This window comes from Chryseobacterium sp. BGA-UO-ETr-SB22, assembly GCF_059567885.1.
The window spans coordinates 2976462-2994667 of the sequence record NZ_JCAQOV010000005.1 but is presented as its reverse complement, the minus strand read 5'-3'; the positions used below and the strand labels follow the sequence as shown (position 1 = coordinate 2994667).

Sequence of the window (18206 nt, the reverse complement as noted above, 5' to 3'; positions counted from 1 at the left end):
ATTTATTTTTTAATGATTTTTTTTGTAGCCTGAGTTTTATCAGTGGTGATTTTCATGATATAAACAGCAGCAGGGTAGGCTGAAAAATCAATGTTTATAATAGCTTGGCTGAAGTTTCTATCAAAAATAATTCTTCCCTGAGAATCTATAATTTTTATATTTTTTATAGGAGTATCGGAGCTGACCTGCAAGATGTCTTTTACCGGGTTAGGGAAAACTTTGACCTGTTTTATATTGAAGCCTGTATTGTCGCTCTTCAGGAAGGAATTACTGCAATTTGTTGTAAATGTGATATCAGGATATATTGTCTGAAGTTCATTAAGCTGGATATCATCTACACAAATGGATAAATTAGAGTTGTTATTGGTAATATCAATGAAATCTTCCGTAGAGCTGTTTCTCAGATTAGCAGAAATGAGATTAGACATATTCCATAAAGTAGCGGATTCCAGATGTGATGATGTGGAAAGATCAAGTTGAATAATCTGAGGACAGGTATTAAAATGTACATTCTTCAGATTAATATTATCGGAAGTGTTACTCTGGGTAAGCAAAGGTAGATTTGCTAATGTTAATGATTCTAAATTCGTATTATTTGAAGTATTCACTGAAGTAAGAAGGTCATTGTAGGAAAGACTTAATGATTGCAGAGATGTGCAGTCTTTGGTATCCAGAGTGGATATTTTTGTATTGCTTACCGCAATATCATTAAATCCGGTACATTGGCTGAGGTTGATTTCTTCTAAGTTGGAGAATGTATATCCAATTGACAAAGTCTGCAGCCCCGGACAGTTTTCTAAATCAAGTTTCTTTAAATTTCCGTTATTGTTAAATTCAAAATTGGTTAGCGAAACACAATTCTTAGTAATAATATTCTGAAGATTGCTATCCCCTTGCGTGCCATTAGTCACAAAACGATCTGTTTTTAAAGTATGCAGGAAAGGAAGATTGCTTGTATTCACGGTATTCATATATCCGCAGGAGTTGGTGAGGTCAATACTTTCCAATTTTTGGGCAACGCTGAAGTTTACATTATTGGTGATTTTTTGATTAAAAGCCTTCAGGGTTTTAAGTTTTGGAAGACCTGCAAGGTTCAGTGTATTTACATTCCCGAAATAAATTCCGGATGTGGTGGAGTATATATACCTGTTATAGAACGAACAGTCTAATTCTTCAAGATTAATCAGTCCTGCCGTACTAAAATCAATAGTTGGGGCATTTAAACCCATTATTTTATTTAAAGAAGAGCAGCCATTAAGGTTTACATTGGAGAAATAGGATCCTGTTGATTCATAATGATCTGTATTTGCAATAATCTCCTGTAGGTTTGTACAATTATTGGCGATCAGCTCAATATTCTGCTCTGAATACCCGGAAGAGTTGAAACCTCCTGTGACTGATATTTTTGTTAAAGTATTCAGGTTGGGAACGACAATCTTTTCCAGAAATTGACAGGAATCAAATGTAAGAGTCTGAATATTGGAATTTTCAATATACAATTCTTTAAGCTCAGCATAACTAATCACTGCATTATTGTTGATTTGCTGACAGTTTTTTATTCTTAAGCTGTTTTCATCAGGGTGCCATTGATTACCAGAGATTTGATAGGCGATGATATCGGCGATATTCTGAATTCCTGAACAGTTGTCAAAAGAAAGATTAATAGGAGATGCCATATATTGACCTCCCTGCGTTAAGTCATAATAAAAAGGTCTTCCCTGAACTTTTTTGATTTTAGTATTATTTGTAAAGCTGATGTTTGCAGTTTTGGTATTCCAAAAATAAAGTTCTTCGAGATTGGAAAACAGTAAAGCATCTGAAATCCCGTCTGGGAGATGGCTGTTGTAGTATGTACTGTTGATGTTATTCGGGTCAAATGTATCACCATTAGGATCAATATACATTTGGCCGGAATCTAACCTGATCGTCAGAACTTTAACCTGTTGCGCTTCTGAAAGCTGGATTTCACCATCTCCGTTATTGTCTATGGCAATAGAGTTTCCATTAAAGTCTATTGCAATCTGGTTCGTTGTGCTTGAGCTTAAAAGTAAAGCTTTAAATTTTGCATCAGAAAAATTCAGATTCTGAGAGTAAGCGATAGAAAATCCGCTTACCCATAAGGTAAATAAAAGTTTTTTCATATTTGAGTTTTAGTTATCAGAGAATGTTACAAATCCCTTCGTGTACAATCGGATGCCGTAAATATAATGTCTTTTTTTGAAAAAGATCCCTTTTAGATGTCTGTAGGCTTGTTTTCTGGTTTTATATAAAAATGAGTAATGAAAATTTATTATACTTAAACTTTATTTTAAATATCTTAAATATGGCTATCAATTTTTATTTGTAAAGAAAGGTTTATCTCTTGATTTTTTGGTATAAATTACCTGTAAAAGCTCTGATAAATAAAAAAGCACACTAAAAAGTGTGCTTTTTTAAATATAGCGTGTTTATTACTTGATCCTATGCTTCACAGCTTGAACATGAAACGAAGTTAACCATCATTTCTTTTGAAACAGATGAACTTCTTTGGTAGTAAAGTGTTTTTACTCCTTTTTTCCAAGCTTCAATATAAAGGTAGTTAACATCTTTTACAGGCATTGTAGAAGGAATCTGAAGATTCAGTGACTGTGCCTGGTCAATATATTGCTGTCTCTGTGCAGCCTGAGAAATAACTTCCATTGGAGAAATTTCTTTAAATGTTTTGAATACTGCCTTTTCTTCAGGAGTAAGCTCATTCAGATGTTGTACCGATCCATGGTTGAGCATGATTGTTCTCCATGTTTCTTCGTTATCCAATCCTTTTTCTTTCAATAATTTTGCAAGGTATTTGTTCTTACGCATAAAGTTTCCTTTCGCAAGACCTGCTTTATAATAGTTGGAAGAGAAAGGCTCAATTCCCGGAGAAGTCTGTCCTAAGATTGCAGAACTTGAAGTGGTAGGAGCAATAGCCATGGTTGTGGTATTTCTTAATCCGTACCCTTTCAATACTTCCGGTTCTCCGTATATGTTGGCAAGTTCTCTTGAAGCCTGCTCAGCCTGTTCTTTAATATGTCTGAAAGCTCTTGCATTGAACTGAGTTGCTTCAAAGCTTTCAAACGGAATCATATTTTTCTGTAAATAAGAATGGTATCCTAAAACTCCTAATCCAAGAGCTCTGTGACGCATTGCAAAAGTTCTTGCTCCCTGCAGGTAATAGTTCCCGTCAGTTTTGTCAATAAACTCAGATAAAACAGCATCCAGGAAGTATACTGCTAATTTTACAGCATCTGTATCTTTCCATTCGTCATACAGTTCAAGGTTCATAGAAGAAAGACAGCAGATGAAAGATTCTTCCATAGTAGATGGAAGCATGATTTCAGAACAAAGGTTACTTGCATTCACCGTCATTCCTAAATCTTTATAAACCTGAGGCTTATTTCTGTTCACGTTGTCTGTGAAGAAAATATATGGAAGACCTTTTTGCTGACGGCTTTCCAATACTCTTGCCCAAACTTTACGTTTCTCCATATCACCGTCTATCATATCCTGCATCCAGTAATCTGGCACACATACTCCGGTAAATAGGTTTTGAATTGGGCTACCGATATCTTTAATGGATAAAAATTCTTCAATATCTCCGTGGTCAATATCTAAGTAAGCAGCAAAAGCACCTCTTCTTACTCCTCCTTGGGAAACAACATCCATAGCTGTATCAAAAAGCTTCATGAATGAAACCGCTCCTGAAGACTTTCCGTTATCAGTTACAGCCGTTCCTCTATTTCTTAATTCTCCAAAATACCCTGAAGTACCGCCTCCAATTTTTGTCTGCATGATTACTTCACCCATTTTGTGAGTAATCCCTTCAATGCTGTCCGGAATGTGAGCGTTGAAACATGAGATAGGAAGACCTCTCTCAGTTCCCATATTCGCCCATACAGGAGAAGAGAAACTGATCCATCCTTTTGTGATCATTTCTTTGAACGCTGCTTGAAGTTCTGGCTTGTATAGTCTTTTTGCAGCAGCAGTGGTAATTCTGTCGATCGCTCCGTCTACCGTTTCACCTTTCAACAGATATCCTCTGTTCAGCATTTGCTCAGACTCTTCATTGAGCCACCATATATTTGAATTTTGCTCTTCCATAGATGTTATATTTTCGAATTCCGGAATGAGAGAATCACTCCGGAATTTTGTTTTTGTTATATTATTGATTGTAAAAATTCTACTTTGTGGGAATCGTTCAGCCCGCTTTCATCTCTTAATCTCTGAAATTCTTTAAAAGATGGAACATTCAAAACTTCATGCTGAACTTCTTCATTGATGTAGTTTGAATAATGTACAAAAGTAATACCGTCTTCCTTTACATAGACTTTATACTCAAAGGTGGAAGGATCTAAATTTTTGAAATCTTCCAGAAACTTTTGGATATTGGTTTTATTGTTTGGAACAAATTCGGGGTTTACCGTGTAGCTTACTATTACATTGATCATCTCTTCTGTATTTGTGCTTTTTTATTAATGAACTGGATTCCGCTAAGATCAGAAAGGAATAAATCCTGATACTGACTGCTTTGACGCTCGCTTCGCTCGCGCCCCGGTATTAAAACAAATCGTTTGCTGTAATACTCTTATCGTGCTTCGTATAGTCTACAGGTCTTTTTGCAAAGAAATCATCTAATGAATTGGCAAAAACTTCTTCCTCGAACCATACCATTGGTTTGTATTGTTCCGGAGTAATGTTATATCTTGTTTTCATGTTGATTTTCTTCAAACTGTCATCTACACGGTATTTCATGAAGTTTAACAGATCTTCTTTAGAAACATTGTCGATTTCTCCCAATTCGAAGATCCAGCTAAGGATATCTCCTTCTCTTGTGATAGATTCGTCTACTAATGTGTAGATGTCTTCAATATCGCTGTCTGTTAATAAGTCAGGTTGTTCCTCACGGATTTTGTTAATCAGATAGATTCCTGCATTGGCGTGAATCTGTTCATCTATTGAAGTCCATGCGATAATGTTGGAAACATTTTTCATGAATCCTTTAAACCTTGTGAAAGAAAGGATGATGGCAAACTGCGAGAAAAGAGAAACGTTTTCCACTAGAATACTGAATAACAATAAAGCAGAAACATATTCTTTCGGAGTAGCAGAATTAGCATGCTTTAAAGCATTTCCTAAAAACTCTATTCTTCCTTTTACAGCAGGAATTTCAATTACGTTAAGGAATTCATCATTATATCCTAATACCTCTAATAAACGGGAATATGCTTCAGAATGACGAAACTCGCATTCTGCAAAAGTAGATCCTAATCCATTGAATTCCGGCTTGGGTAGGTGGTTGTATAAATTCCCCCAGAATGTCTTTACAGACACCTCGATCTGTGCAATGGCTAACAGCGCATTTTTCACAGCATGCTTTTCATGTGGTTCCAACTGCGAATGAAAATCCTGAACATCTGCAGTAAAGTCCACTTCCGAATGTACCCAGAACGATTTGTTGATTGCCTCTACAAATTGAAGCACCTCCGGGTATTCAAATGGCTTATAACTTACTCTTTTATCAAAAATTCCCATATTAAATATCTTTATAATTAAATAATTTAGATCTCTGTGGATAACGTTCCGGAAATACTTAACTTTTTGTTTGTCTGCGTGTTGTAAAATAAAGTTATTCACTTTCGCAAATTCATATTTCTTGTAAAGAACTAATAGCAAAGTTCGAAAAAAAGAACTGATTTTGAAAGAGGTAAATACTAATAGGCTGACTTTTAGCCTGAAAAGTTTTCCACATTTACATGAAACTGGCTAGAATAATAGGCTAGACCACTATATTGAGGGTAAATACATGGAAAACTAAAGTTACAGTTAAACGAATTTTTATAAAGTACTATGAATAAAGGTTTATAATGTTAAACAAAAAAATATTTGAATAAATTTTTATTCTTGTAACAATTTGAAAATATCATCTACTTATTGGGTATAAAACATACATCACTTAATGTTAGTAATTCAGGATTTAAATAAGTCATACGATACAGGGAAAAGCAAACTTCATGTTCTTAAAGGAATTAATCTGAATATTTCTGAGGGCGAGTTTGTTTCTATTATGGGAAGTTCCGGTTCCGGAAAATCTACGCTTCTTAATATTATTGGGATTCTGGATGAAAAAGATTCGGGTACCTATGAATTGGATGGGGTTCCTATTGAGCATTTATCAGAAGTAAAAGCGGCAGAATACAGAAGTAAGTTTTTGGGATTTATTTTTCAGTCCTTTAATCTTATCAATTATAAAACAGCTTTGGAAAATGTAGCACTTCCTCTGTACTACCAAAACGTACCGAGAAAAGAGCGTAATCAGAAAGCTATGGAATATCTTGAAAAAGTAGGATTAGAACAATGGGCAACCCATCTTCCCAGTGAGCTTTCCGGAGGGCAAAAGCAAAGGGTAGCGATCGCGCGAGCTTTGATTACCAATCCAAAAGTGGTGCTTGCAGATGAGCCTACGGGAGCATTGGACTCCAAAACCACTCATGATATTATGAAACTTCTTCAGGATATCAACAATGAAGGAAAAACAATCATCGTTGTAACCCACGAACCGGATGTTGCTGCACAGACCAAAAGAAATGTAATTCTGAAAGACGGGGTTATTGAAAGTGATGAGTTTATTAAGCAGATTGTGCTTTAAGAATTTGATAATTTGAAAATGAGATAATTTGAAAATTTAACGATTCAATTTTTTAATCTTTAAATTTTTCAATCTTTTAATACCAATAAAAAATGTTTGACCTAGATCGTTGGCAGGAAATATTCAGTTCTATCCGGAGTAATGTACTTCGGACGGTGCTTTCAGGGTTTACGGTAGCTTTGGGGCTGTTTATTTTCATTGTACTTTTTGGAATTGGAAAAGGACTTCAGAATGCATTTTCTGAAGGGTTTTCGGGAGATGCTAAAAATCTTATTATTTTTTCTACAGGAAAAGCTTCTTTAGCTTATAAAGGTCTTCAGTCTGATCGAAATATAACAATGAATAACTCAGACTATGACTTTTTAATTAGTGCAGATAAGGAAAAAGCTGGACCTTCCAGTCCCAGATATAGTGCCAATTTAATGGTGAAATACGGAAAAGAAAGTGGCCTTTATCAGATTAATGGGGCTGAGCCCGGGGAGCAAGTCATTGAAAATAGAAAAATTATTGATGGCAGGTATGTGACAGCAATGGATTTGGAAAGGAAATTAAATGTTGCGGTTATCGGGAGAATGGTTCAGAGGGATTTGATCAAAAATGGAAGCCCGATAGGAAAAGAACTCGATATTAATGGAACAATGTATAAAGTCATTGGAGTTTTTTCAGATGATGGAGGAGATAGAGATGAGAGACATATTACCGTTCCGATTAGTACTTTACAACAGATGAAGAAAGGATCTGATACAGTAAATATAGCCTATATAACATACAATGATAAACTGACTCCGGATCAGGCCATTAAGTATGGTGATGAGCTTAAAGATAAACTAAAAGCGAGAAAAAGTGTTTCTCCTGATGATGAAAATGGGGTGCGTGTCTGGAACAATGCGAAAAACATGAATGATACATTTGCATTTATGGCAGTTCTTACAGCAATTGTTGGGTTTATTGGTATGGGTACGTTGCTTGCGGGAATTATTGGGATCAGTAATATCATGGTGTATATCGTAAAAGAAAGAACCAAAGAAATTGGGGTACGAAAAGCGATTGGAGCAAAGCCAAGCGGAATTGTAGGATTAATCGTTCAGGAAAGCGTTGTGATTACAGTGGTTTCCGGACTTATTGGTGTGGGAATAGGTGTTTTGGCATTAAACCTTATTGGGAACAGTCTTGAAGAGTTTTTTATTAAAAGCCCAAGTGTAGGATGGGGAGCTATTATTATGGCATTCATTGCTTTGATTTTTTCAGGATTGATTGCAGGATTTGTTCCCGCATACAGAGCTTCAAGAATTAAACCGATCGAAGCATTGAGAACAGAGTAATTGGTGCAAAAAAGAAATGAAGTAAATTCATAATTTATAACTTATAATTCAACAAGGTGAATATCATATTTAAAAAAGACACTTGGCAGGAGATTTATTACTCATTGAGGAATAATAAGCTCCGAACATTTCTTACCATGATCGGCGTAGGATGGGGGATGTTTTTGTATGTGAGCCTTCTTGGAGCAGCAAAAGGAATGGAGAATGGTTTTGATAAACTATTTTCAGGTTTTGCTACCAATTCAATCTTCCTGTGGGCACAGAAAACCTCTATTCCCTATGACGGATTTCCTAAAGGAAGAGAAGTTCATCTGAACTTAAATGATATGGAAATGCTGAAAAGAAAAGTAACTGCCATTGATTATATTTCGCCGCAAAATGCAAGAGGAAGCTTTACCGGAACACCGGGAGAAGCCATGTCAAGAAACGGGAAGAACGGAACTTATTCACTTACGGGAGACTACTCTGTAGGAAATAAAATTTCAGAAAAGAAACTGATCTTCGGACGGTATATCAATGACGCGGATGTTTCAGGGAATAAAAATGTAGTGGTCATTGGAGAAGAGATTTATAAAAACTTCTTTGATGCCAAGAAAAAAGAAAACCCAATTGGAAAATCGATTAATATCAAAGGATTATTCTTTAATGTAATTGGTGTTTTCCGGGTGAAAAAAGGAGGTGGATTTGAAAATGACCAGACCGCTTTTATTCCGCTTTCCACTTATACCAAAATGTATAATGCCGGAGACCAGATTGACATGTTTGCGATTGTAAGTAAACCTAATGCTAACGTCAATTCAGTAGAAGAAGACGTAAAGAACGTATTAAAAACAAAAAATAAAGTTTCCCCTGAGGATACCAATGCTTTCGGAAGTTTCAACCTTGGAAAAGAATTTAAAAAACTGACAGGTTTTCTTACCGGAATGCAGTTGTTGACTATCATCGTAGGTACACTGACAATCCTTGCAGGAGTTATTGCCATCTCCAATATCCTTTTGATTACAGTGAAAGAAAGAACCAAAGAAATCGGGATCAGAAGAGCATTAGGAGCAAAGCCGGCAGAAGTAAGAAATCAGATTTTGCTGGAAAGTGTGGTGATCACGCTCTCCTCGGGATTATTAGGTTTTATGTTTGGAATTTTTGTGTTAATGATTCTGAATGCTGTTACCCAAGGCCAGGATTCATTTCCTTTCTATAATCCGACAGTCAACTACGGAAACGTATTTGCAGCAATGGCTGTAATGGTGGTTTTAGGATTGATTATCGGGATGATCCCTGCACAAAGAGCCGTAAAAATCAGACCAATTGAAGCATTAAGAACAGAGTAATTAATTTGAAAATAAAAATAATTTGAAAATTTGATGATCATATACCCGATTCATCTTTTAATTTTTAAATCATCAATCTTTTAATAAAAAATAAACTATACATATGAAAAAGAAATTCACCTGGAAAAAAGCCATTTATATAGTGTTGGGGCTTTTATTTGCAGTGGCATTGTTCTCAGGGATTGGCTATCTTATCAAATCGAATTCTCAAGAAGGAGAAGCTTTCCTTACCCGTAAGCCTACGATCCAGAATATGGATGATAAGGTAATGGCTACAGGGAAAATTGTTCCCAAAGAAGAAATTGAAATCAAACCCAATATTGCGGGGATTATAGAAAAGATCTTAGTAAAAGAAGGAGATAAGGTAGAAGTAGGACAGCTGATTGCTACCGTAAAAATTGTTCCAAGCATCTCTGAAGTAAACGCTGCTCAGCAGGAAGTTCAGAATTCACAGATTCAGATCAGTAATGCTCAGATGAATGTAGGAAATATGCAGAAACAATTTGAAATGCAGGAGAAACTATACAAACAAGGTGTAGCTTCAAAACAGGAATATCTGAACTCTCAGCAGCAATTATTCTCTCAGCAGCAGACGTTGAAAAATGCTCAACAGCAATTGAATACTGCTCAAAAAAGATTACAGATTGCTAAAACAGGGGCAACTCCTGAGCTTAAAGGGCAGGGCTTAGCTACCACGGAGATTCGTTCCAAAGCTTCAGGTACCGTACTGGAAGTTCCTGTAAAAGCAGGAAGCCAGGTGATTGAAGCGAACAACTTTAACGCTGGAACTACAATCTGTTCAGTGGCAGATCTAAATGTTTTGATCTTTAAAGGTGAAATTGATGAAGCACAAGCTGGAAAGCTTAGCGAGGGAATGGATATGAACATCGTAATTGGTGCATTACAAAACAAAACTTTCCCGGGAAAACTTACCATGATTGCGCCTAAAGGAAAAGATAATGCAGGAACTATCAAATTTCCGGTAGAAGGGAACGTAACTAATCCTAATAATGAGTATATTAGAGCAGGTTTTTCTGCAAACGGTGAAATTGTTTTGAGTTCTCAGAAAAATGCATTGCTATTGGATGAGTCTTTAGTACAGTATGAAAAGAAGCAAGGAAAAGACGTTCCTTTCGTAGAAGTGAAACAAAAAGACGGGAAATTCAAAAAAGTATATTTGAAACTGGGAGCTAGTGACGGTATCAACGTTCAGGTTCTTCCGGGATCAGATATTACAAAAGATACTGAGATTAAAGTTTGGAATCCGTCTGATAAAGACAAAGAAGAACTGAAAGAAAAGTCTAAGAAAAAATAATAAACTACACTATACACTTTTAAACTGTAATCCTGGAGGAAATCTTTTTCTCCGGGATTTTTTATATAAAACCTTTACAAGAGTAAATTCCTATATTTGAGTCAGATAAATCCATGAAAAATGTGTCGATACGCTGTAAAAACTTATAAATCACATTATGTATGTTTTAAATGCCGGAAATCATTTAAACAGGCAGATGCCTATGATATTATACAAAGGATCGAAAAAGAAAAAGTATATCACGAGCCTAATGGAAAGGAAATTCGTAAAATAGGCTATGTCTTCACAAAAGCAGGATCAGAAGAGTTGCAGAAAATTGTTTCAGAGATAGAAAATAGAACTATAAAATGCCCTGAATGCAATAACGTGATGGCTGATCTTGGGAAGGACTTCAAAGCTCCTAAAAAAACAGCAGTCAAAGAATGGAAAATTGTAGAAAGTCTTTTTAAAACAGGAAAATGTTTTCATTCCTGCGGTTGTGATGGAATAGGATATATTCCCAAAAACCCTAAAGATTATGAAATATACCTGAATAATATATTAAAAACATATCAGGAATATTTAGCTGCCTGCCAGAATACTCCCATAGAAGAATGTACCAAGAAGATTGAAGAAATTAATTATTGGTCTGACAATATTCAGAAGATAAAAACTGAAATTATTAATAATAAGTTTGAAATAATTAAAGTGTAACGAAAAAGAGATTTAAACTGTCTTACCTTTAAATTCAAACTACATCCCATGAAAAAAGACTATTGGATTCTGCTTCTTTTTATCATTGTAAAGTTTATTCTTCAATACTCGCTGATAAGTCCTGAGTATGAACTCCACAGAGATGAATATCTACATCTCGATCAGGCCAACCATCTTGCTTGGGGATATTTATCCGTTCCTCCGGTAAATTCCTGGTTAGCATGGGTAATTAAAATATTGGGAAATTTCATTTTTTGGGTTAAGTTTTTCCCTGCTTTGTTCGGAGCATTGACGATGGCTCTTACCTGGAAAGTTGTTGAAGAACTTAATGGGAGTCTTTTTGCTAAAATACTTGCCTGTCTGGGAATATTATTTTCAGTGCTTCTTCGGGTAAATATGTTGTTTCAACCTACTTCTTTAGAAATTTTTCTGTGGCTGTTCCTTTATTATGCTTTGATTAAATATTTTAATTCAGAAAAAGTAAAATGGATTTACATTGGAGCAGTCATCTTCGGAATAGGAATATTAAACAAATACAATATCGCTTTTTCATTGTTGGGGCTTATTCCTGCATTGCTGGTAACAGATCAAAGGAAGATCTTCCTGCAGTCTCATGTGTATTGGGCTGCACTTTTAGCCTTAATCATTGTTTTTCCTAATCTTCTCTGGCAGTATCAGAATCATTTTCCGGTGATCCATCATATGAAAGAGCTTTCTGAAAAACAGCTTGTGCATGTGGATAGAATGGGTTTTATGAAATCTCAGCTTCTCTTTTTCATTGGGGTTGCTTTTGTTATGATAGCAGGCTGGGGCGCATTATTGTTATACAAACCTTTTGAGAAATTCAAGTTTTTCTTTTGGAGTTATATCATCACAATCGCTCTATTTTTGTTTTTTAAAGCAAAAGATTATTATGCGATAGGACTTTATCCGGTGTATATTGCCTTTGGTTCCGTTTTTCTGGGCCATTTATTTGAAAAAGGATGGAAGAGATTTTTGAAACCTGTCAGCATACTCATCCCTATATTGTTATTTCTTCCTTTGTATAATGTTGCCTTTCCAAATAAAAGTCCTGAGTATATTGAGTCCCATCAGGATCAGTACAAAAAGTTCGGGCTGCTTCGCTGGGAAGACGGAAAAGATCATCCATTACCTCAGGATTTTGCCGATATGCAGGGCTGGAAAGAACTGGCTCAAAAAGTAGATAAAGAATATTCCCGACTGTCAAAGTCAGGAAATACCATGGTGTTGTGTGATAATTATGGACAGGCAGGTGCTGTTAATTATTATTCAAAGGCAGGTGTTGTAGCGATGTCTTTTAATGCTGACTATATCAATTGGATAGATTTAAGCAAAAAATATAAAAATGTGATCAGAATCAAAGATGCCTCTGAAGCTGGAAAAGAACTTAAAGAATCAGGTTCTTTTTTTGAAGTGGCAAAATTATATGATTCTATTACCAATCCTTATGCAAGAGAAAAAGGAACGGCAATTTTTAGTTTACAGGGAGCGAAAATAGATGTCAATAAAAGGATTCAGGACGAAATTGATGAAACTAAAAATGAATGGAAATGATAGGATAAAACCATGATCAATAGTTTAAGATATAAAGATAATAGATAAAAAGCATTATCGCAATAATGTTGCATTAGTAAAATTTATTTTACCTTTGCGCTATCAACTATCAACTATCAACTATCAACTATCAACTATCAACTATCAACTGAACTATGGAAAACAAAAATTTTGATGTCATTATAATAGGAGGAAGCTATTCAGGATTATCGGCAGGTATGTCACTGGGAAGATCTTTAAGAAATGTCCTGATTATAGACAACGGAAAACCTTGTAACAAACAGACTCCGCATTCCCATAACTTTGTTACCCATGATGGGAAAACACCAGCAGAAATTGCAAAGCTGGCAAAAGACGATGTAGAAAAATATAGTACTGTCCGGTTTTATAATGGGACAGTTGTAAAAACAGTAAAAACAACTGAAGGTTTCGCGATTGAAACTTTATCTAGTGAGAAATTTCATTCTAAAAAGCTGATTCTGGCTTCCGGAGTGAAAGATATTTTGCCGGATATTCCCGGATTTGCAGAATGTTGGGGAATTTCTGTTATCCATTGTCCATACTGTCATGGTTATGAGATGAAAAATGAAGTGACAGGTATTCTTTCCAATGGAGATATGGCTTATGAATTTTCAAAACTGATTTTTAATCTGACCAAAAACCTTACCTTATTTACCAATGGAAAGGCTATTCTCACCCATGAACAAATCGAAAAACTGAATCAGAATAAAATTACCCTTAATGAGGATGAAATTGGAGAGATTAAACATGAAAACGGATCCATTCAAAAAATTGTTTTCAAAAACGGAAAAGAATTTCCTTTACAGGCTTTATATGCTAAAATTCCTTTTGAACAAAACATCAATGTATCCGGAGATCTGGGATGTGAGCTTACAGAACAAGGATTTATTAAAGTAGATATGATGCAGAAAACAAATGTTCTCGGAGTTTTTGCTTGCGGAGATAATGTAACAATGATGCGTTCGGTTGCTAATGCTGTTGCACAAGGGAATTTTGCAGGTGCTGTGGTTAATAAAGAACTTGTAGACGAAGAATTTTAAAGGATTTTTGATCAAATTAAAACGATCATAATATTTGATTTATTGATAATGTTTTTCGTTTTTTAGTGTTTAAAATCATTTTTTCAATAGAGAAATCTCGACGAAAATTCCGTACATTTGGGGTGGAAATTTCAAAAACTAAAAGTAAAATGGATATTATTTTCGACCTGATTGAAAAGGAAAGACAAAGACAAACTCATGGATTAGAGCTTATCGCATCAGAAAATTTTGTTTCTGAAAACGTGATGAAAGCTATGGGAAGTGTACTGACAAATAAATATGCTGAAGGATATCCCGGAAAAAGATATTACGGAGGATGTGAAGTTGTAGATGAGGTTGAAACATTGGCTATCAACAGAGCAAAAGAACTTTTCGGAGTAGACTATGTGAATGTTCAGCCACATTCCGGTTCTCAGGCGAATGCAGCCATTTATCTTGCAGTTTTGAAACCTGGTGATAAAATCATGGGGATGGATCTTTCAATGGGAGGACACCTTACTCACGGTTCTGCAGTGAACTTTTCTGGGATTCAATATAATGTAGTTTCTTACGGAGTACAGCAGGAAACAGGTCTTATTGATTATGACCAAATGAGAGAAGTTGCTCTAAGAGAAAAGCCAAAAATGCTTATCGCTGGTTTCTCAGCGTATTCAAGAGACCTGGATTATGCTAAATTCAGAGAAGTGGCAGATGAAATTGGAGCTACACTTTGGGCAGATATCGCTCACCCGGCTGGTTTAGTAGCAAAAGGATTATTAAATTCACCATTCGAGCACTGTCATGTAGTAACTACCACTACTCACAAAACCCTTAGAGGTCCAAGAGGAGGTATGATCATGATGGGCAAAGATTTTGAAAATACATATGGCCACAAAACTCCAAAAGGAGACATCAAAATGATGAGTCAGGTATTAGACGGAGCTGTATTCCCAGGTATTCAGGGAGGTCCGCTTGAGCATGTAATCGCTGGTAAAGCAGTAGCTTTCGGTGAGGCTTTGGATGTACAGTTCGAAACCTATGCAAAACAAGTTAAATCCAATGCTCAGGCATTATCAAAAGCGATGATCGACAGAGGATTTGATATTGTAAGCGGAGGTACAGACAACCACTTGATGCTGGTAGACCTTAGAAATAAAGGAGTAAACGGTAAAGAAACAGAAAAAGCATTAGTGCTTGCTGATATTACCTGCAACAAAAACATGGTTCCTTTTGATGATAAATCTCCATTTACAACATCTGGTATCAGATTAGGAACAGCAGCAATTACAACAAGAGGATTGAAAGAAAATGATATGGATACTATTGCAGGATTAATTTCTGAAGTGGTAGATAATATCAAAAATGAAGAAGTTCTTACATCTGTAAGAAAGAAAGTTAACGAATTAATGGAAGGAAAAGCTTTGTTCAATTACTAACAGGCGTTTCAATATCATATAAAGAATGGGCAAACGCTCATTCTTTTTTTATTCAAATGGAAAAGAAATCTTATACTTTCGAAGAAATCAAACAGAAACTGGTCAATTATTGTGTTTACCAGGATCGTTGTCATGTAGAAGTGGAACAGAAGATGAGAGAGTTTCTGCTTATTGATGAAGCTAAAGAAGAAATTATTTTATACCTCCTGCAAGAAAACTATCTGAACGAAGAAAGGTTTACACGAAGCTATATCAGAGGCAAATTTTATATCAAACACTGGGGCAGGACCAAAATAAAAATGAATCTGAAGCAAAAACAGATTTCAGAAAGATTGATCAATTCATGTTTTGATGAGATAGATGATTCTGATTATGAGAAAACGATCCTGAAAATTTTTGAAGGGTATTATTCCAAACAAACTGGTTTGAAAGAATATCAAAAAAAAACCAAGACAATAAAGTATTTGATGAGTAAAGGTTTTGAATATGAGAAAATAATTGATATTTTTGATTAATATATTAATAAATTAAAAAAAACTTGACATATGACTTTTAACAAAAAAACAATCAGTTCAGTGAAAGAGATTGATACATAAAGATTTAATAATTATTTTGAAGATAAAACAGCTGAAATAAAGAATTTCTATAGATAAAAATCGCCTTTATAAGACTTTATATGGTATGATTTTTGTCTGTGAGTTTAGCTGTACCGTAATGAAATTATTAAATTTCATAAATATAACATCAAATTTATTTTTGATTTCAACATATTGAAATAAATTTATTTTATTTTTGCATGATTGTATCGGAATTATCTTTGATCAGATGATCAGATATACACCTAATTAAATATGAAGACCAATATAGACAATGTACGATTCTCTTAGAAAAACAATATTTGGAGGGGATAATGTTGTCAATCTCTCAGACGTAAGATATCTTCCTAGATGGATAATTCTTGTAATAGATATTATTATTCTAGTTATATCTTTATTTCTTTCTACTTACATTATCGAAAAAATTACCAAGCAGGAATTTATATATCATGAAGATAAAAGCTTAATATTTGCTTTTATTATTATTGTGAATACTGCTTTTATGTATCTCTTCAAGACCTATGCCGGAATTATCCGCCATTCAACATTTATAGATTTATTTAAGCTTCTGATATCCTGTTTTTGCACAATGCTGGCTATTGGAACTGTAAACATTCTTTACTTCTGGACTACGGGAGCTAAGTTTATACTTACTCCTTATCTGATCCTTTATTTTGTAATTTCATTTATGGGATTGTTCCTTTTCAGATTATATGTGAAAGAGTTTTTTCATATTGTAAGGGAATACAGAAGAAGTGCACTGAAAAAAAGAATTTTGGTGCTGGGTATTGATGAACAATCAATTGCAATAGCACGTGCTATTCTGGATAATCCAAGCCTGCCTTATCAGGTTGTAGGTTTCTTAACTCAAAGAACAGATTCTAAAAGGGCATCTCTACTAGGAAAGCCCATTTACGGAAAACAAAAAATAGAAGAAAACACCAAAGAAGATCTTATTATTGATGGTATTCTCATTGTTAAAGAGATGATGGCCAGAGATGAGATGAATGCGTGGGTAAATTTATTTTTAGAGAAGGATCTTAATGTCTTCAAGGCACCATCTGTACAAAAACTGAGAGACAGTGATTTGGGTGGATCTATCAGGAATCTTCAAATTGAAGATTTATTAAATAGAAAACCTATTAAAATTCAGAACGAAAAGGTTAAGAGCAGACATTTTGATAAAACAGTATTAGTGACCGGTGGAGCTGGCTCCATAGGAAGTGAAATTGTAAGACAGGTGGCTAACTTCAATCCTTCTTTAATTGTCATTCTGGATCAGGCAGAAACTCCTCTTTATGAAATTGAACTTGAAATGAGAGATAAGTTTCCTCATATTGCTTTCAAATTTGTTTTAGGAGACGTTTCTAATTATCACAGAATGGAATCTCTGTTCCAGACCTATAACTTCTCGATGGTATATCATGCCGCTGCTTATAAGCATGTACCGTTGGTAGAAGAAAATCCGCATGAAGCAATTTTTGTTAATATATTAGGGTCAAAGATTGTTGCGACATTATCCAGCAAGTATAAAGTAAACAGGTTCGTAATGGTATCTACAGATAAAGCTGTAAACCCTACCAACGTAATGGGAGCTTCAAAACGAGCTGCGGAGCTTTTTGTACAGTCGCTGCAAAATGTAGATGGCAATGTTACTAAATTTATTACAACAAGATTTGGAAATGTATTAGGATCCAATGGTTCCGTAATTCCTCATTTTAAAAAACAGATTGAAGCTGGAGGACCAGTAACCATTACTCACCCGGATATTGTAAGATATTTTATGACTATTCCGGAGGCTTGTGAACTTGTACTGCAGGCCGGAACAATGGGCGAAGGAGGTGAGATTTTTGTCTTTGATATGGGTGAACCTGTTAAAATTCTTGATCTTGCGAAAAGAATGATCAAGTTATCAGGATTCGAACCTAATATTGATATTAAGATCATTTATACAGGATTAAGGCCCGGTGAAAAGCTGTATGAGGAACTCTTGAGTGACGATGCAAAAACACTTCCTACTCATAATGATAAAATTATGATCTCTAAAGATCCTTCTATTGGATTTGAAGAAATAGATACACTTACTAAGCAAATTACTAAAGCTTCCCTTAGAAGAGATAAAGTGGAAGTAGTAAGGATTCTTAAAACAATTGTGCCAGAATTCCGAAGTAATAATTCCATCTATGAGGCCTTAGATAAATAGAAAAAATATAAATGTATATTTGCACAATTTAACA

14 protein-coding genes are annotated in these 18206 nt (G+C 35.0%); 10 read left to right on the top strand and 4 right to left on the bottom strand.

Going from position 1 to position 18206, the window contains the following annotated elements:
* Nucleotides 1-2: 2 nt before the first annotated feature.
* From AC57AW_RS20905 to AC57AW_RS20890, 4 genes are all read right to left on the bottom strand, one after another.
* A complete protein-coding gene (locus tag AC57AW_RS20905) occupies nucleotides 3-2141 on the bottom strand; it encodes a T9SS type A sorting domain-containing protein (protein WP_496353431.1) in 2139 nt (712 codons plus the stop codon).
* Between the two features lie 319 nt (nucleotides 2142-2460).
* Entirely contained in the window at nucleotides 2461-4119 is a 1659-nt protein-coding gene (locus AC57AW_RS20900; protein ID WP_496353430.1) for a ribonucleoside-diphosphate reductase subunit alpha, read from the bottom strand.
* A gap of 56 nt (nucleotides 4120-4175) precedes the next feature.
* The gene (locus AC57AW_RS20895) at nucleotides 4176-4466 is read right to left on the bottom strand and encodes a hypothetical protein (protein ID WP_496353429.1); all 291 of its coding nucleotides are present in this window, start codon (nucleotides 4464-4466) and stop codon (nucleotides 4176-4178) included.
* A gap of 109 nt (nucleotides 4467-4575) precedes the next feature.
* Entirely contained in the window at nucleotides 4576-5550 is a 975-nt protein-coding gene (locus AC57AW_RS20890; RefSeq protein WP_496353428.1) for a ribonucleotide-diphosphate reductase subunit beta, read from the bottom strand.
* Between the two features lie 424 nt (nucleotides 5551-5974).
* Between AC57AW_RS20890 and AC57AW_RS20885 the strand changes: the two genes are divergently transcribed.
* The 10 genes from AC57AW_RS20885 (at nucleotide 5975) to AC57AW_RS20840 (ending at nucleotide 18172) form a co-directional block, all read left to right on the top strand.
* Entirely contained in the window at nucleotides 5975-6664 is a 690-nt protein-coding gene (locus tag AC57AW_RS20885; protein ID WP_318846776.1) for an ABC transporter ATP-binding protein, read from the top strand.
* A 92-nt stretch (nucleotides 6665-6756) separates the two neighbouring features.
* Nucleotides 6757-7986 carry an ABC transporter permease gene (locus AC57AW_RS20880; protein WP_496353427.1) on the top strand — a complete coding sequence of 410 codons (1230 nt, stop codon included), beginning with the start codon at nucleotides 6757-6759 and terminating at the stop codon, nucleotides 7984-7986.
* Nucleotides 7987-8042: 56 nt separating this feature from the next.
* Nucleotides 8043-9314 carry an ABC transporter permease gene (locus AC57AW_RS20875; RefSeq protein ID WP_496353426.1) on the top strand — a complete coding sequence of 424 codons (1272 nt, stop codon included), beginning with the start codon at nucleotides 8043-8045 and terminating at the stop codon, nucleotides 9312-9314.
* A gap of 103 nt (nucleotides 9315-9417) precedes the next feature.
* Nucleotides 9418-10629, top strand: coding sequence for an efflux RND transporter periplasmic adaptor subunit (locus AC57AW_RS20870; RefSeq protein WP_496353425.1), 1212 nt, complete (start codon nucleotides 9418-9420; stop codon nucleotides 10627-10629).
* 120 nt (nucleotides 10630-10749) lie between these two features.
* Nucleotides 10750-11322, top strand: a complete 573-nt coding sequence (locus AC57AW_RS20865) for a hypothetical protein (protein ID WP_496353424.1) — start codon at nucleotides 10750-10752, stop codon at nucleotides 11320-11322.
* A gap of 48 nt (nucleotides 11323-11370) precedes the next feature.
* Nucleotides 11371-12897: a glycosyltransferase family 39 protein gene (locus tag AC57AW_RS20860; RefSeq protein WP_496353423.1), complete on the top strand. Its 1527-nt coding sequence runs from the start codon at nucleotides 11371-11373 to the stop codon at nucleotides 12895-12897.
* 155 nt (nucleotides 12898-13052) lie between these two features.
* A complete protein-coding gene (locus tag AC57AW_RS20855) occupies nucleotides 13053-13958 on the top strand; it encodes an NAD(P)/FAD-dependent oxidoreductase (RefSeq protein WP_496353422.1) in 906 nt (301 codons plus the stop codon).
* Nucleotides 13959-14107: 149 nt separating this feature from the next.
* Nucleotides 14108-15373 (top strand): serine hydroxymethyltransferase, encoded by a 1266-nt coding sequence (gene glyA / locus AC57AW_RS20850; protein ID WP_318846784.1) that lies wholly within the window; start codon nucleotides 14108-14110, stop codon nucleotides 15371-15373.
* A 56-nt stretch (nucleotides 15374-15429) separates the two neighbouring features.
* Nucleotides 15430-15888, top strand: coding sequence for a regulatory protein RecX (locus tag AC57AW_RS20845; protein WP_496353421.1), 459 nt, complete (start codon nucleotides 15430-15432; stop codon nucleotides 15886-15888).
* Between the two features lie 355 nt (nucleotides 15889-16243).
* A complete protein-coding gene (locus AC57AW_RS20840) occupies nucleotides 16244-18172 on the top strand; it encodes a polysaccharide biosynthesis protein (RefSeq protein WP_496353420.1) in 1929 nt (642 codons plus the stop codon).
* Nucleotides 18173-18206 lie beyond the last annotated feature (34 nt).

Excerpts from the sequence above, each read along its gene's own strand:
- AC57AW_RS20885 (WP_318846776.1), top strand. The coding sequence starts at position 5,975 with ATGTTAGTAATTCAGGATTTAAATAAGTCATACGATACAGGGAAAAGC.
- AC57AW_RS20860 (WP_496353423.1), top strand. The coding sequence starts at position 11,371 with ATGAAAAAAGACTATTGGATTCTGCTTCTTTTTATCATTGTAAAGTTT.
- AC57AW_RS20900 (WP_496353430.1), bottom strand. The coding sequence starts at position 4,119 with ATGGAAGAGCAAAATTCAAATATATGGTGGCTCAATGAAGAGTCTGAG.
- AC57AW_RS20840 (WP_496353420.1), top strand. The coding sequence starts at position 16,244 with ATGTACGATTCTCTTAGAAAAACAATATTTGGAGGGGATAATGTTGTC.
- AC57AW_RS20890 (WP_496353428.1), bottom strand. The coding sequence starts at position 5,550 with ATGGGAATTTTTGATAAAAGAGTAAGTTATAAGCCATTTGAATACCCG.
- AC57AW_RS20880 (WP_496353427.1), top strand. The coding sequence starts at position 6,757 with ATGTTTGACCTAGATCGTTGGCAGGAAATATTCAGTTCTATCCGGAGT.
- AC57AW_RS20905 (WP_496353431.1), bottom strand. The coding sequence starts at position 2,141 with ATGAAAAAACTTTTATTTACCTTATGGGTAAGCGGATTTTCTATCGCT.
- AC57AW_RS20870 (WP_496353425.1), top strand. The coding sequence starts at position 9,418 with ATGAAAAAGAAATTCACCTGGAAAAAAGCCATTTATATAGTGTTGGGG.
- AC57AW_RS20855 (WP_496353422.1), top strand. The coding sequence starts at position 13,053 with ATGGAAAACAAAAATTTTGATGTCATTATAATAGGAGGAAGCTATTCA.
- AC57AW_RS20895 (WP_496353429.1), bottom strand. The coding sequence starts at position 4,466 with ATGATCAATGTAATAGTAAGCTACACGGTAAACCCCGAATTTGTTCCA.
- AC57AW_RS20865 (WP_496353424.1), top strand. The coding sequence starts at position 10,750 with ATGTGTCGATACGCTGTAAAAACTTATAAATCACATTATGTATGTTTT.
- AC57AW_RS20845 (WP_496353421.1), top strand. The coding sequence starts at position 15,430 with ATGGAAAAGAAATCTTATACTTTCGAAGAAATCAAACAGAAACTGGTC.
- glyA (WP_318846784.1), top strand. The coding sequence starts at position 14,108 with ATGGATATTATTTTCGACCTGATTGAAAAGGAAAGACAAAGACAAACT.